This window comes from Klebsiella sp. JN_Kp122 (assembly GCF_040062085.1).
In the GTDB taxonomy this organism is placed as follows: Bacteria; Pseudomonadota; Gammaproteobacteria; order Enterobacterales; family Enterobacteriaceae; genus Klebsiella; species Klebsiella aerogenes.
This window is the reverse complement of sequence record NZ_JBEAHW010000027.1, coordinates 29,206-42,869: the sequence shown is the minus strand read 5'-3', so window position 1 is coordinate 42,869 and position 13,664 is coordinate 29,206. Positions and strand designations below refer to the sequence as shown.

Annotated in this window: 14 protein-coding genes; 4 read left to right on the top strand and 10 right to left on the bottom strand. The window is 58.0% G+C overall.

Annotated elements, in window-relative coordinates:
- The first annotated feature begins 321 nt into the window (after window positions 1–321).
- A complete protein-coding gene (gene gltA / locus ABLU78_RS12570; RefSeq protein ID WP_015367676.1) occupies window positions 322–1,605 on the top strand; it encodes a citrate synthase in 1,284 nt (427 codons plus the stop codon).
- Between the two features lie 97 nt (window positions 1,606–1,702).
- Here gltA and nei read toward each other — a convergent pair whose 3' ends face one another.
- The 8 genes from nei to ybgI all read right to left on the bottom strand — a co-directional run bounded on the left by nei (window position 1,703) and on the right by ybgI (window position 8,028).
- Window positions 1,703–2,494: an endonuclease VIII gene (gene nei / locus ABLU78_RS12565; RefSeq protein WP_032722427.1), complete on the bottom strand. Its 792-nt coding sequence runs from the start codon at window positions 2,492–2,494 to the stop codon at window positions 1,703–1,705.
- A gap of 15 nt (window positions 2,495–2,509) precedes the next feature.
- Window positions 2,510–3,154 carry a pyroglutamyl-peptidase I gene (gene pcp, locus ABLU78_RS12560; protein WP_015704765.1) on the bottom strand — a complete coding sequence of 215 codons (645 nt, stop codon included), beginning with the start codon at window positions 3,152–3,154 and terminating at the stop codon, window positions 2,510–2,512.
- A 9-nt stretch (window positions 3,155–3,163) separates the two neighbouring features.
- Window positions 3,164–4,159, bottom strand: coding sequence for a DUF979 domain-containing protein (locus ABLU78_RS12555; RefSeq protein ID WP_015367679.1), 996 nt, complete (start codon window positions 4,157–4,159; stop codon window positions 3,164–3,166).
- The gene (locus tag ABLU78_RS12550) at window positions 4,156–4,881 is read right to left on the bottom strand and encodes a DUF969 domain-containing protein (protein WP_015704763.1); all 726 of its coding nucleotides are present in this window, start codon (window positions 4,879–4,881) and stop codon (window positions 4,156–4,158) included. Before ABLU78_RS12550 ends, ABLU78_RS12555 begins: the two co-directional genes overlap by 4 nt.
- A gap of 73 nt (window positions 4,882–4,954) precedes the next feature.
- Window positions 4,955–5,698: a 5-oxoprolinase subunit PxpA gene (gene pxpA, locus ABLU78_RS12545; RefSeq protein ID WP_020079344.1), complete on the bottom strand. Its 744-nt coding sequence runs from the start codon at window positions 5,696–5,698 to the stop codon at window positions 4,955–4,957.
- A complete protein-coding gene (pxpC, locus tag ABLU78_RS12540; RefSeq protein ID WP_020079345.1) occupies window positions 5,688–6,620 on the bottom strand; it encodes a 5-oxoprolinase subunit PxpC in 933 nt (310 codons plus the stop codon). The genes pxpA and pxpC overlap by 11 nt, the downstream gene beginning before the upstream one ends.
- Window positions 6,614–7,270, bottom strand: coding sequence for a 5-oxoprolinase subunit PxpB (gene pxpB / locus ABLU78_RS12535; RefSeq protein WP_015704760.1), 657 nt, complete (start codon window positions 7,268–7,270; stop codon window positions 6,614–6,616). Before pxpB ends, pxpC begins: the two co-directional genes overlap by 7 nt.
- Before the next feature lie 14 nt (window positions 7,271–7,284).
- Entirely contained in the window at window positions 7,285–8,028 is a 744-nt protein-coding gene (ybgI, locus tag ABLU78_RS12530; RefSeq protein ID WP_015367684.1) for a radiation resistance protein YbgI, read from the bottom strand.
- Window positions 8,029–8,296: 268 nt separating this feature from the next.
- Between ybgI and ABLU78_RS12525 the strand changes: the two genes are divergently transcribed.
- Window positions 8,297–9,775 carry an MFS transporter gene (locus tag ABLU78_RS12525; protein WP_032705585.1) on the top strand — a complete coding sequence of 493 codons (1,479 nt, stop codon included), beginning with the start codon at window positions 8,297–8,299 and terminating at the stop codon, window positions 9,773–9,775.
- Window positions 9,776–9,778: 3 nt separating this feature from the next.
- On the opposite strand, the gene phrB is transcribed toward ABLU78_RS12525, so the two are convergent.
- Both phrB and ABLU78_RS12515 read right to left on the bottom strand, forming a co-directional pair.
- Window positions 9,779–11,188 carry a deoxyribodipyrimidine photo-lyase gene (gene phrB / locus ABLU78_RS12520; RefSeq protein ID WP_116328455.1) on the bottom strand — a complete coding sequence of 470 codons (1,410 nt, stop codon included), beginning with the start codon at window positions 11,186–11,188 and terminating at the stop codon, window positions 9,779–9,781.
- A gap of 179 nt (window positions 11,189–11,367) precedes the next feature.
- Window positions 11,368–11,574 (bottom strand): DUF2517 family protein, encoded by a 207-nt coding sequence (locus tag ABLU78_RS12515; protein WP_015367687.1) that lies wholly within the window; start codon window positions 11,572–11,574, stop codon window positions 11,368–11,370.
- A 313-nt stretch (window positions 11,575–11,887) separates the two neighbouring features.
- On the opposite strand from ABLU78_RS12515, the gene kdpF reads away from it, so the two are divergent.
- Entirely contained in the window at window positions 11,888–11,977 is a 90-nt protein-coding gene (kdpF, locus tag ABLU78_RS12510) for a K(+)-transporting ATPase subunit F (protein WP_020079348.1), read from the top strand.
- Window positions 11,977–13,656: a potassium-transporting ATPase subunit KdpA gene (kdpA, locus tag ABLU78_RS12505; protein WP_032707629.1), complete on the top strand. Its 1,680-nt coding sequence runs from the start codon at window positions 11,977–11,979 to the stop codon at window positions 13,654–13,656. Before kdpF ends, kdpA begins: the two co-directional genes overlap by 1 nt.
- Window positions 13,657–13,664: the final 8 nt, after the last annotated feature.

Genomic DNA, 13,664 nt, shown 5'->3' with positions numbered 1-13,664 from the left:
GCAATAATGCCCAAAAGTTATGGGGTCACTCTTTCACCTGAGAATAAGTTATGTAACAGTGTGATGGTATTGACCGATGTAATCAGGACAGTTATTAGTGGTATACAGGTTTTAATATTCGGGCTGCTAAAACGCTGATTTGCTGCCGTTTCACTCCCGGGCTGAAGACGTACCATCAAGCGCCTGCGCTCTGTACCCTGCAATTTTCGCGACACAGAGCTGTGAGCAACATAACAATCTGGTAACGTAGTCAGGTTCGGGCCGAATGCAAATCCACCACCCGGCAGTCTTAAGCAATAAAAGGCGCTAAGGAGACCATAAATGTCTGATGCTAAAGCAAAAATCACCCTGGGTGGTGACACTGCTATTGAACTTGATGTGCTAAAAGGCACGCTCGGTCAGGATGTTATTGATATTCGTAGTCTTGGTTCAAAAGGTGTCTTCACCTTCGACCCCGGTTTCACTTCAACAGCCTCGTGTGAATCTAAAATTACTTTTATCGATGGCGATGAAGGGATCCTGCTCCACCGCGGTTTCCCGATCGATCAGCTGGCTACCGAGTCAAATTATCTTGAAGTGTGCTACATCCTGTTGAACGGCGAAAAACCGACTCAACAGCAGTACGACGAATTCAAAACTACCGTTACCCGCCACACCATGATCCACGAGCAGATTACCCGTCTGTTCCACGCGTTCCGCCGCGACTCTCACCCGATGGCGGTGATGTGCGGTATTACCGGCGCGCTGGCGGCGTTCTATCACGATTCCCTGGACGTAAATAACCCACGTCACCGTGAAATCGCCGCCTATCGTCTGCTGTCCAAAATGCCGACCATGGCAGCGATGTGTTACAAATATTCTATCGGCCAGCCTTTCGTGTATCCGCGCAACGATCTCTCCTACGCGGGTAACTTCCTGAATATGATGTTCTCCACGCCGTGCGAAACCTATGAGGTTAACCCGGTGCTGGAACGCGCGATGGACCGTATCCTGATCCTGCACGCTGACCACGAACAGAACGCCTCAACCTCTACCGTGCGTACCGCTGGCTCTTCCGGCGCTAACCCGTTCGCCTGCATCGCTGCGGGTATCGCCTCCCTGTGGGGGCCGGCGCACGGCGGCGCCAACGAAGCCGCGCTGAAAATGCTGGAAGAGATCAGCTCCGTTGAACACATTCCGGAATTCGTGCGCCGCGCGAAAGACAAGAATGACTCTTTCCGCCTGATGGGCTTCGGCCATCGCGTGTACAAGAACTACGATCCGCGCGCCACCGTAATGCGTGAAACCTGCCACGAAGTACTGAAAGAGCTGGGCACCAAGGACGATCTGCTGGAAGTGGCGATGGAACTTGAGCATATCGCGCTCAACGACCCGTACTTCATCGAGAAGAAACTGTATCCGAACGTCGACTTCTACTCCGGCATCATCCTGAAAGCGATGGGTATTCCATCCTCGATGTTTACCGTCATCTTCGCGATGGCGCGTACCGTCGGCTGGATTGCCCACTGGAACGAAATGCACAGCGACGGTATGAAAATTGCCCGTCCGCGTCAGCTGTATACCGGCTACCAGAAGCGCGATTTCAAGTCCGATCTCAAGAAGTAATTTCAACCCTGTCGGGGTTAGCAAAAAAAATCGGGGACCTTCCCCGATTTTTTTTATTTAAGCGTACAAAAAAATTTGAATCACTCAACAACTGGCGTTAGTGCTGGCAGCCAGGACACCAGTAAAAGGGTCGCGATGACAGCATGGTTTTCTCAATGATACTGCCGCAGCGTTCGCAGGCCTCACCCTCGCGATGAAAAACCTTAAAGCGGAATAGCGCGCCATGATGTTTGTTTTCATCCACTTGCCCGCGGGTGCGGTAAGAAAGGCGCGGGATATCCAGCAGCGCGTGCGCCAGCGCATCGAGCTGCGTGTCATTGAGCTCGGCGGCCTTATGCTGCCCGGTCAGCCCCACCTGCCACAGGATCTCCACTCGCAGATAGTTACCGAGCCCGGCGAGAAACGCCTGGTCCAGCAACAGGCCGGAAAACTGGCGATTGCGAAATTTCGCCGATAACAGCCGCTCTCTGACCTGCCCGGCGGTTAACGTCATATCCAGCACATCCGGCCCGACCCGTTGTAAAAACGGATGATGGGCCAGCTCTTGCGCCGTCAGTATCTCAATCTCGGAGGCGCTATAGAGCAAAATCGCCTTGCGTGCGGTCTGTAACCTGACGCGCAGCACGCGCTTCGATTGCGGCTCAACGCCCGCATCCACCACGCGCCAGACGCCATACAGCTGGTTATGGCTATACAGCGTCAATCCGCCGGAGAAGTGGGTTAACAGGGCCTTGCCGCGGGTGGCGATATGGGTCACCCGCTGACCAATTAGCTGAGTTTGATAGGGTTGCAACTGTGGAAAGGCGAACCAGGCTTCGGTTAACGGTTCGCCTTTGATAGCCGCCTCCAGGGTATCCGCCGCGCGGCGGATCTCCGGGCCTTCAGGCATAGTTTCGTCCTTCTGTTAGTGCGTGGCGCCGCCGCCAATTTTGACGTCGTCATCCTGTTCAAGGGCGACGGCAATCGCCGTTTCCAGCGCCGCGCGTACCGTCTCGACCGACATACTCGCCTGCCCCGGATGGGCCGCCGCCTGTTCAGGTAGATAAGGAATATGGATAAAACCACCCTTCTGCCCGCTTTTTCCCTGCAGCTGATGCAGCAAACCATACATCACGTGATTGCAGACGAAGGTGCCCGCGGTTTGCGACACCGAGGCCGGGATCCCCTGCTGGCGCAACGCGCTAACGATCGCTTTGATCGGTAGCGTACTGAAGCATGCCGCGGGGCCGTCAGCGACGATCGGCTCATCGATCGGCTGCTGGCCTTTATTGTCGGGGATCCGCGCATCATCGACGTTGATAGCCACACGTTCGACGGTAATATCGACACGGCCTCCGGCCTGCCCGACGGCAATCGTTAGCTGTGGTTGATAGGTTTCCAGCGCGGCGTTCAGCACCGTTAGCGCCTCGCCGAACACGCAAGGTAACTGTTTAGCCACCACCTGCTGCCCGCGAATAATCATGCCATCAAGCTGCTTAACCACTTCCCATGAAGGATTAACCGTTTCGCCGCCGAACGGCTCAAAACCGGTAATTAATACGCCAGCCATCATCCCTCCTTACAGGAACATCAGGAAATAGAGTAAAAATACGTTGACGATCAGCAGCAGGATACCGGTCGGTACCTGGGCTTTAATCACCGCGTTTTTATCCGGCAGTTCCAGCAGCGCCGCCGGTACGATATTAAAGTTTGCCGCCATCGGCGTCATCAGCGTGCCGCAGTAGCCGGAAAACATACCAATCGCCGCCATTACCGCCGGATTGCCGCCGTGCTGCAGAACTAAAATCGGAATGCCAACCCCGGCTGTCACAATCGGGAAAGCGGCAAAGGCATTGCCCATCACCATCGTCAACACCGCCATGCCGATGGCGTACACGGCCACGGCGATAAAACGGTTATCTACCGCCAGATAGTGCTCGGTCAGCCACGAAATGCTGGTTCCGACACCCGCCGTGGTGAACAGCAGCCCCAGCACCGCGAGGATCTGCGGCAGGATAAAGGCCCAGCCGACGGAATCAAGCAAACGGCGCGCTTCCTGCATCGGCTGCGCCACCGTTTCATGGGTCATACGAATCGCCATCGCCAGGCCAATCAGCGTACCGACGGTCATCGAGAACAGGGTAATCAGCGTCGCGTGGTTGCCCGGCCCGAAGAGCGCCACCTGCCATGAAGGCAGATTGTTAAACAGCAGTACGCCAATGACGGTGACGACCGGAATCGCCAGCGCCGGATAGAAAAGTTTGTTGCCGAGGCGTTTCGCGCTGGCGGTTTTCTCTTCCTGGCTACGCTGATGGTAGCTGCCGAGGCGCACACCGCCAAAACCGGCGATCAGCGCCAGTACCACCACCACCCCGCCGACGGCGATATTCACCGCACGCTTATCGCCCACCAGTTGATACGTCCAGTCGCCGAGCAAGAACACCAGCCCGTACAGGCCCCAGAACAGGCCGGTTGTCAGACGCCGCGGATTGCTTTTGTCGCGCCAGGACATGATAGCCACGACCAGCAGTACCGCGCCGGCCAGCCAGTATAAATACGTTTGCTGGAAGTTCATGCCGCACCGCCTTTCGCCTGCCCGGCGTTAACCCGGTCCAGCTCACGCTGGAGATGGCGATCGAGGCGCCACAGGCGCGCGGCGTGGATCAGGAAGGCGCAGATCGCCGTCGGGATCCCCCACAGGGCAATATGCAACGGTTCCGTCTGGATCCCGCCCGACTCCAGCATAAAGTTGTGCATGAAGATGATCGCGCCAAAGGCAACAAAAATATCTTCACCGAAAAACAGCCCGACGTTATCGGTCGCCGCCGACATCGCGCGCAGGCGGTAGCGCACATGACCCGGCAGCGGGCCAAAGCGCTTTTCCGCCGCCCCCTCCGCCATTGGCGCCAGCAGCGGGCGCACCATTTGCGGATGCCCGCCGAGGCTGGTCAATCCCAGGGCGGCGGTGGCTTCGCGCACAAACAGATAGACGATCAGCAGTCGTCCGGCGGTCGCGCTATGGATCTTCGCGATCCACGCCTGCGCCCGCTCTTTCAGACCATGTCGCTCCAGCAGCCCGATCACCGCCAGCGGCAGTAGCAGAATAAACGGCAGATTACGGGTATTGAGGAAGCCCTCGCCCAGTTTCTCCAGAATAGTGGCTATTGGCATATGCGCCGCCACGCCGGTGACGATCCCGGAGATTATCACCACCAGCACCGGGTTAAAGCGTAATACAAAACCGACCACAATCACGGCAATGCCGATCAGCGGCCAGAGGGATATCGCCTCTTGCATAATAACGTCCTGTTCAGTTGTGAGTGTTGTTTATTGTTTGATTTAATTATTATTAAAATACTCAGGCGGACGATTAATCGATGTCCGCGCTGACGTCAATATTGCGCCCGGCAAACGCGGCGCGCAGGCGTCGGGCGAAATCGAGCGCATGAGCACCATCGCCATGCAGACAGACCGTTTCCGCCTTCACATGCGCCCATTCGCCGCTCAGGCTGCGCACCCGATTGTGCTGCACCATTTCCAGCGTTTGCGCCAGCGCCTGCTCTTCGCTCTCTATCAGCGCGCCCGGCTGGCTGCGCGGCACCAGGCTACCGTCGGCGAGATAACCGCGATCGGCGAAGACTTCCTGGCGCGTCGTCAGCTGATAGCGCTGTCCGGCGCGGATAAGCTCGCTCCCCGCCAGCCCGACCAGCACCAACCCGGCGTCGGCATCGCGCACCGCACGGGCGATGGCATCGGCCAAAGCCGGCTCTTTCGCCGCCTGGTTGTACAACATGCCATGCGGTTTGACGTGCCGCAGCTCGCCGCCCTGGGCATGCACGATTGCCGCCAGCGCGCCAATTTGATACAGCACCTGGGCATAGACCGTCTCTGGCGGTAACTGCATCGCGGTGCGGCCGAAATTTTCCCGGTCCGGGAAGCTTGGGTGCGCGCCAATAGCGACGCCATTTTTCAGTGCCTCGCGCACGCACTGCTGCATGAGCAGCGCATCGCCGGCGTGAAAGCCGCAGGCGATATTGGCGGAAGAGACCAGCTGCAGCAGCGCGCTATCGCTGGCGCAGCCTTCGCCGAGGTCGGCATTTAAATCAATTCTCATCGCTTAATCTCCAGGCCAGTTGTTCAAGGTAGCGCTGCTGGTCGGCGCGCGCTTTCAGCGCTTCTTCCAGCGAACATGGGACGAAATGGATCGGCTGACCCAGTGGAATTTGCGCCAGTTGGTACATATCAGCTTCAATAATGCACGCTATACGCGGATAGCCGCCAGTGGTCTGCGCATCGTTCATTAACACAATCGGCTGGCCGTTATGCGGTACCTGTACCACGCCGGGCAGCAGGCCATGGGAGAGCATTTCCCGGTCGGTTGTGCGCTTGAGCGGCTGACCCTGCAGGCGGTAGCCCATACGGTTGCTCTGCGGGCTCAGCTTCCACGGCGAGCGCCAGAAAGACTCCTGCGACACGCTGTCGAATTCGTGATACTCCGGCCCCGGCAGCGCGCGAATAATATTGCCTATCGGCAGCTGTTTAACGCCGCGCGAAGCGCTAAAGCGGCGGGAGGATTTCCCAATCTTCAATTGATCGCCATCCTGCAACCGGCGCCCTTCGATTCCGCCGATACCGACTTTCAGATCGGTAGAGCGGGAACCTAAAACTTCAGGAACGTCGATACCTCCCGCCACCGCCAGGTAGCTGCGGATCCCATGCTGAGGATTTTTTAGCACCAGCCGCTGTCCTGCCTTCGCTTCCATTCGCCAACCCAGCCAGACCGGCGCGCCGTCGAGCGTCGCTTCGCAGGCGGCGCCGGTCAACGCGAACCAGCAATGACGGGTAAACTGTACATCGACCTGACCCAGCGTAATTTCCAGCGCCGCCGTCTCCGGCGCATTGCCCACCAGCAGATTGGCAATGGTCATCGCCGGTTTATCCAGCGCGCCGCAGCGGCTAATTCCCCACTGGCGCTGGCCTTCCCGGCCGCCATCCTGTACCGAGGTGTACATGCCGGCGCGGATAAATTTCAACATACCCCCTCCTTCTGCGGCACAAAGCGCACGCGATCGCCAGAACGCAGCAGCACCGGCTCTTCACGCTTTGGATCGAATAATGCCAGCGGCGTGCGCCCCAGTAGCTGCCAGCCGCCCGGCGTCGCCAGCGGATAAATACCGGTTTGCGATCCGCCGATACCAACCGATCCCGCCGGTACCAGTACGCGCGGCTCGGCGCGACGCGGCATCGCCAGCTGCTCCGGCAGGCCGCCAAAGTACGGAAACCCCGGCTGGAAACCCAGAAACCACACCATGTACTCCACCGAAGAGTGCAGTTCGACCACCTGCTTTTCGCTCAATCCGCAATGGCGCGCGACGTCGCCAAGGTCTGGCCCCGCCTCGCCGCCATAGATAACAGGGATACTTATCTCACGGGATTCCGGCTCCAGCGCTTCGCTCTCTTCCCACCAGCGTTGCAGCTTGTCAATCGCCTCCCACGCCATCTCCTGCGGGCGGCGCAGTACAACGGTGATGTTGTTCATCCCCGGTATCACTTCAACCACTTCTTCGTGGTCGGTTAACCGCTGCGTCAGGCCCCAGATACGTTTTTGGCTCTCCAGGGTCACCGGAGGCTCAAGCTCCAGGACCACCGCCGTTTCACCTAATAGATAACAACGCGCTCGCTGCACTTTTTTCTCTCTCATCAGGCCGGGTTAGGGATATCAATAAAGGTGACGTCCAGGTCGGTATTTTCCGTCAACCACTCGCTCAGGGCGCGAATACCGCCACGCTCGGTGGCATGATGGCCAGCGGCATAAAAATGCAACCCTTGCTCACGGGCGGAATGGATGGTCTGCTCAGATACTTCGCCGGTAATAAAGGCATCGACGCCAAAGCGGGCCGCGCTATCGATAAAGCTCTGGCCGCCACCGGTACACCAGGCGACGCGGGCGACTTTGTCCGGCCCGGTATCGCCGCACCACAGCGGTTTACGTCCCAATCGCGCTTCAATCCACGAGGCCAGTTCCAGCCCGGATACCGGCATAGACAGCTCGCCCCACGGCACCAATGGTTCGATTTCCCCCATCACGTTGATCCCCAGCAGTTGCGCCAGTTGGGCGTTATTGCCCAGTTCCGGATGCGCATCCAGCGGTAAATGCCAGCCATAAAGGTTGATATCGTTGGCCAGCAACGTTTTCAGCCGATTGCGCTTCATGCCGCGGATCACCGGCGACTCGCCTTTCCAGAAGTAGCCGTGATGCACAATCACCGCATCCGCCTGCAGACGCACGGCTTCATCGAGCAGCGCCTGGCTGGCGGTCACGCCGGTAACGATTTTCCGCACCGACTCCCGCCCTTCGACCTGCAGGCCATTCGGGGCGTAATCACTGATGGCCGCGCTATTCAGTTTTTCGTTAATTAATTGTTCCAGTTCGCTATTTTTCATTGCCGCTCCATCAGAAAATCAGTTTGTACAAACCTATAACATAACCACATCCGCCCGAGTCGTCGATAGCGACGCCAAAGGGTCTATTTCAGCCATTCGCATAATCGCCCAAATTGTCTCTTCCCCTCACCGCGCATTAGCGTATATTTATGCACTTATAAAGCATATTAAATAACCAGAAAGCCATTTAGGCCATGAATAACACCAAACAAACGCTATTCATGCAGAAAGATCGACTTTCGTTTTACGGCCAGGAAATGAACGTTACATGAACAAACAAACTTCACAACCACGGGCGATTTATTACGTCGTTGCGCTGCAAATTTGGGAATACTTCAGTTTTTACGGCATGCGGGCGCTGTTAATCCTGTACCTCACCAACCAGCTCAAGTACGACGATAACCACGCTTATACCCTGTTTAGCGCCTACTGCTCCCTGGTCTATGTCACCCCTATTCTCGGCGGCTTCCTCGCCGACAAACTGCTCGGCAACCGCATGGCGGTGATGCTCGGGGCGCTACTCATGGCTATCGGTCACCTGGTGCTCGGCGCCAGCGAAATCGCCCCCACCTTCCTCTATTTATCGCTGGCGATTATCGTTTGCGGTTACGGGCTGTTTAAATCCAACGTCAGCTGCCTGCTTGGCGAACTGTATGAGCCGACCGATCCGCGCCGCGATGGCGGCTTCTCGCTGATGTACGCCGCGGGTAATATTGGTTCGATCATCGCGCCTATCGCCTGCGGCTACGTGCAGGAAGAGTACAGCTGGGCGATGGGCTTTGCGCTGGCGGCAGTCGGTATGATTGCCGGTCTGGTGATCTTCCTCTGCGGCGGTCGCCACTTCCGCCATACCACCGGCGTTAACCGCGAGGCACTGTGCGCGCGGACCTTCCTCCTGCCGAACTGGGGCTGGCTGCTGGTATTGCTGGTGGCGACGCCGCTGTTGATTACCGTGCTGTTCTGGCAGGAGTGGTCGGTGTATGCGCTGATCGTCGCGACGGTGATTGGCCTGGCGGTACTGGCGCGTATTTACCTGCGCGCGGAGAACGACAAACAGCGTAAAGAGCTGCGTCTGATTATCGTCCTCACCGGTTTTAGCCTGCTGTTCTGGGCCTTTGCCCAGCAGGGCGGCAGCTCCATCAGCCTGTATATCGACCGTTTCGTGAACCGCCACGTCATGAGCTATGAAGTACCAACCGCGATGTTCCAGTCGGTTAACGCCTTCGCGGTAATGCTCTGCGGTATGGTGCTGGCATGGCTGGTCAAAGAGAACATCAAGGGCAACCGCACCGTGCGTATCTGGGGGAAATTCGCCCTCGGTCTGGGGCTAATGAGCGCCGGGTTCTGCATTCTGACCTTAAGCGCCCGCTGGTCGGCCGCGTATGGCCACTCCTCCATGCCGCTGATGGTACTGGGGCTGGCGGTGATGGGTTTCGCCGAACTGTTTATCGACCCGGTTGCGATGTCGCAAATCACCCGGATCGAAATCCCCGGCGTCACCGGGGTGCTGACCGGTATCTATATGCTGCTTTCCGGGGCGATCGCCAACTATCTGGCCGGCGTCATCGCCGACCAGACGTCGCAGGCGTCGTTTGATGCCGCGGGCGCGGTTAACTATTCGATTGAAGCCTACATCGACGTCTTCAGCCAGATCACCTGGGGCGCGCTGGCCTGCGTTGGCCTGGTGCTGGTCATCTGGCTGTATCACTCCGTGAAGGTCAAAACCCGCCAACTGGCGGTAGAGTAGAAACTATCTGGCGGCTTCCCAGGCCGCCAGCGTCTCCAGCCGCGCCTGCTTATGGTCAACCAGCGGGCGCGGATACCTCAGCGTTACCCCCTGTTTATCCGCCCACAGCCACGGCTGATGCAGCGCTTTTTCTGGCACTTCAGCCAGTTCCGGCAGCCAGCGGCGAATAAACTCGCCCTGCTTATCAAATTTCTCGCCCTGGGTCGTCGGATTGAAAATACGAAAATAAGGGGCTGCATCGGTACCGGTCGAGGCCGCCCACTGCCAGCCGCCGTTGTTGGCCGCCAAATCGCCGTCGATCAGTTGGCTCATGAAATAGCGCTCTCCTTGCCGCCAGTCGAGGCGCAGGTCTTTCGCCAGGAAGCTGGCGACAATCATCCGCAGACGGTTGTGCATCCAGCCGGTGGCGTTAAGCTGCCGCATGGCGGCATCGACGATGGGGAAACCGGTTTGCCCCTGTTGCCAGGCCTGCAGTTCATCCTCATTGCTGCGCCAGGCGACCTTGTCGGTCCAGGCGACAAACGGCCGGCCTTTACACAGTTTCGGGTAGTAAACCATCAGATGACGATAGAACTCGCGCCAGATAATCTCGTTCAGCCAGCTTGCGCCCGCTTCGCCATCCAGCGCGCCGGGCTGCTCCCGTAACAAGCGATGCAGGCACTGGCGCGGCGACAATACGCCTACCGCGAGACACGGCGATAGCCTGCTGGTTCCCTCTATCGCCGGAAAATCGCGCTGCTGGTCGTAATCCGCCGCCGGCTGCTGACAAAACGCGCGCAATCGAGCCAGCGCCGTTTTTTCATCCGCCGCGAACAGATCGGTGTCGAACGGCGTTTGCGGATAGTTGATCTCAGGCAGCGGCGAGGCCTGTCGGGTGGCTGACTGGCGCGGTTTCGGCGCCGCCACGCACTCCGGCAGCCCTTCACGCAGGCGGCGGATAAAGGCATTTTTAAACGGCGTAAAGACTTTATACATCTCACGGTTGCCGGTCATCACGCTGCCCGGCGGCAACAGCACGCTGTCATCAAACCCCTGGCAGGTGACTTCTGTCAGGATTTTCTCAACACCGGCGTCGCGCTGGCGCTCATTAAACTCATACTGATAATTATAAAATAGATGGCTAACCTGGTGCTGTTTACAGATGCGCGTCAGCAGCTCGATGCTGGCGGCGAAATTGTCCGCTTCTTCAACCAGCAGCGGGATACCGCGTTCCGCCAACGCCGCGTGGAGGCTGCGTAAATGGCTGGCGATAAAGGCCGCCTGGCGCGGTGCCATGTGATGTTGGCGCCACTGTTCTGGCGTAGCGATATACAGCGCCAGCACCTGCGCGTTCGGGTCGCGGCAGGCGGCGGCCAGCGCCAGATTATCGTTAAGGCGTAAATCCATGCGAAACCAGACCAAATGGGTGGCCATAAAACTCCTCACTCTCCGTAAGCAAAACTCAGCACTCAGGCTGGCAAAATAGCGCGCTGCGGTAAAATACGCACCTGCCAATTCTGCCACGGCGCGTGAAAGCTAAGTGTAGACAGCAGACGAAAAAAAACCGCCGGTCGTCAACCGGCGGTTTTGATATTCGTCGCAGCAGCGCGGATTTAGTAGAAGTCGTGCGCGGCTTTTTCCGCCTGCGCCATCCATACCGGCTGTTCGCTGGTTTTCGCCCATACGCGATGCAGCCAGCTGTAATAACGGGCGCGATCTTTCCAGAACAGCATCACCGGCAGCGCAGCGACCCCGGCCACGACGGCGAAAGCGCGACGCATCAGGATAATGTGAGCAGGATAAGCTTTGTACAACGCCATAATTTCTCTCCCCTTTGTCAGGCCGGCAAGCAACGCCGGTAAATGTCACAATGTTTGTCTGCACAAATAGTACCGCGCTGGTTGTAATTTTACTACTCATCCGACCACTAAAAAGCACTTATTTATACTTAATTTACATTAACAGCGTAACTGAGTTACAAAAAAGTTAAATTAATACTAACCATTAGTTAAATTGTGCCTTTAGCCATTTTTATACTTTTTTTACACCGCCCGCGGCGATTTTTGCGAAATCTTTGCGCCGAAATTCCTACCCTCTCGGTATATCAATAAGAGACACACCCGGAGGTGGAAAGTGACTACAGGCATCATTGCCGGCGTAACGCTGGTGTTCCTGCTGCTGGCGTATCTGGTCTATGCCCTGATACATGCGGAGGCGTTCTGATGGCCGCGCAAGGGTTCTTACTTATCGCCAGCTTCCTGCTGGTACTGCTGGTGCTGGCGCGGCCACTCGGTTCGCTGCTGGCGCGAATGATCAACGATGTTCCGCTTCCTGGACTTGCCGGCGTTGAGCGCGGTATCTGGCGGCTGGCGGGGATTCGCAGCCAGGAGATGGACTGGCGGCAGTACCTGATCGCCATTGTGCTGTTTAACGCTATTGGTCTCGCGGCGCTGATGGCGCTGCTGATGTGTCAGGGATGGCTGCCGTTCAATCCGCAGCACTTCCCCAACCTGTCATGGGATTTAGCGTTGAATACCGCGGTAAGCTTCGTCAGCAACACTAACTGGCAGGCCTACGCCGGGGAAACCACCATGAGCTATCTCAGCCAGATGGTGGGCCTGGCGGTGCAAAACTTCCTGTCAGCCGCGACCGGTATTGCGGTGATCTTCGTGCTGACCCGCGCCTGGGCGCGACAGAAAGTCAGCACCCTCGGCAACGCCTGGGTCGACCTGACCCGCATTACACTGTGGCTGCTACTGCCAATCTCTCTGCTGATTGCGCTGTTCTTTGTGCAACAGGGCGTGCCGCAGAACCTGCAGGCTTATCAGCCGTTCACCAGCCTGGAAGGCGTTCGCCAATGGCTACCGATGGGGCCGGTCGCCTCGCAGGAAGCGATCAAAATGCTCGGTACCAACGGCGGCGGTTTCTTTAACGCCAACTCATCGCATCCGTTTGAGAACCCGACGGCGTTAACCAACCTGGTGCAGATGCTGGCGATCTTCTTGATCCCGGCGGCGCTGTGTTTTGCCTTTGGCGAAGCGGTCGGCGATCGCCGTCAGGGGCGCGCCATCCTGTGGGCGATGGCGCTGATTTTCGTGGTTTGCGTGGCGGTGGTGATGTGGGCGGAAACCCGCGGAAATCCGCATCTGCTCAGCCTTGGCGCCGACAGCAGCCTGAATATGGAAGGGAAAGAGAGCCGCTTTGGCATTCTCGCCAGCAGCCTGTTTGCGGTGGTCACCACTGCGGCCTCCTGCGGCGCGGTGAACGCGATGCATGATTCCTTCACCGCGCTGGGCGGTATGGTGCCGATGTGGTTGATGCAGATTGGCGAGGTGGTCTTCGGCGGCGTAGGCTCCGGGCTGTACGGCATGCTGCTGTTCGTCATGCTGGCGGTATTTATCGCCGGGCTGATGATTGGCCGCACTCCGGAATATCTCGGCAAGAAAATCGACGTGCGCGAAATGAAAATGATCGCGCTGGCGATTCTGGTGACCCCGACGCTGGTACTGCTCGGCACCGCGCTGGCGATGATGACCGAAGCCGGACGCAGCGCCATGTTGAATCCTGGGCCGCACGGCTTTAGCGAAGTGTTGTACGCCGTCACCTCGGCGGCCAACAACAACGGCAGCGCCTTCGGCGGCTTAAGCGCCGGCACGACATTCTGGAACCTGCTGCTGGCGTTCTGCATGCTGGTGGGCCGCTTCGGAGTGATCGTCCCGGTGATGGCGATTGCCGGGTCGCTGGTGAATAAGAAAATTCAGCCCGCCAGCTCCGGCACGCTCGCCACCCACGACGCGCTGTTTATCGGCCTGCTGATCGGCACCGTCCTGCTGGTCGGCGCCCTGACCTTTATCCCCGCACTGGCGCTCGGCCCGGTGGCGGAACACTTCTCTTTACTTTAAGCGATGCG

Excerpts from the sequence above, each read along its gene's own strand:
- nei (WP_032722427.1), bottom strand. The coding sequence starts at position 2,494 with ATGCCTGAAGGCCCGGAGATCCGCCGCGCGGCGGATACCCTGGAGGCG.
- pxpA (WP_020079344.1), bottom strand. The coding sequence starts at position 5,698 with ATGAGAATTGATTTAAATGCCGACCTCGGCGAAGGCTGCGCCAGCGAT.
- pxpC (WP_020079345.1), bottom strand. The coding sequence starts at position 6,620 with ATGTTGAAATTTATCCGCGCCGGCATGTACACCTCGGTACAGGATGGC.
- ybgI (WP_015367684.1), bottom strand. The coding sequence starts at position 8,028 with ATGAAAAATAGCGAACTGGAACAATTAATTAACGAAAAACTGAATAGC.
- kdpA (WP_032707629.1), top strand. The coding sequence starts at position 11,977 with ATGGCCGCGCAAGGGTTCTTACTTATCGCCAGCTTCCTGCTGGTACTG.
- ABLU78_RS12550 (WP_015704763.1), bottom strand. The coding sequence starts at position 4,881 with ATGCAAGAGGCGATATCCCTCTGGCCGCTGATCGGCATTGCCGTGATT.
- ABLU78_RS12525 (WP_032705585.1), top strand. The coding sequence starts at position 8,297 with ATGAACAAACAAACTTCACAACCACGGGCGATTTATTACGTCGTTGCG.
- pcp (WP_015704765.1), bottom strand. The coding sequence starts at position 3,154 with ATGGCTGGCGTATTAATTACCGGTTTTGAGCCGTTCGGCGGCGAAACG.
- gltA (WP_015367676.1), top strand. The coding sequence starts at position 322 with ATGTCTGATGCTAAAGCAAAAATCACCCTGGGTGGTGACACTGCTATT.
- phrB (WP_116328455.1), bottom strand. The coding sequence starts at position 11,188 with ATGGCCACCCATTTGGTCTGGTTTCGCATGGATTTACGCCTTAACGAT.
- ABLU78_RS12515 (WP_015367687.1), bottom strand. The coding sequence starts at position 11,574 with ATGGCGTTGTACAAAGCTTATCCTGCTCACATTATCCTGATGCGTCGC.
- ABLU78_RS12555 (WP_015367679.1), bottom strand. The coding sequence starts at position 4,159 with ATGAACTTCCAGCAAACGTATTTATACTGGCTGGCCGGCGCGGTACTG.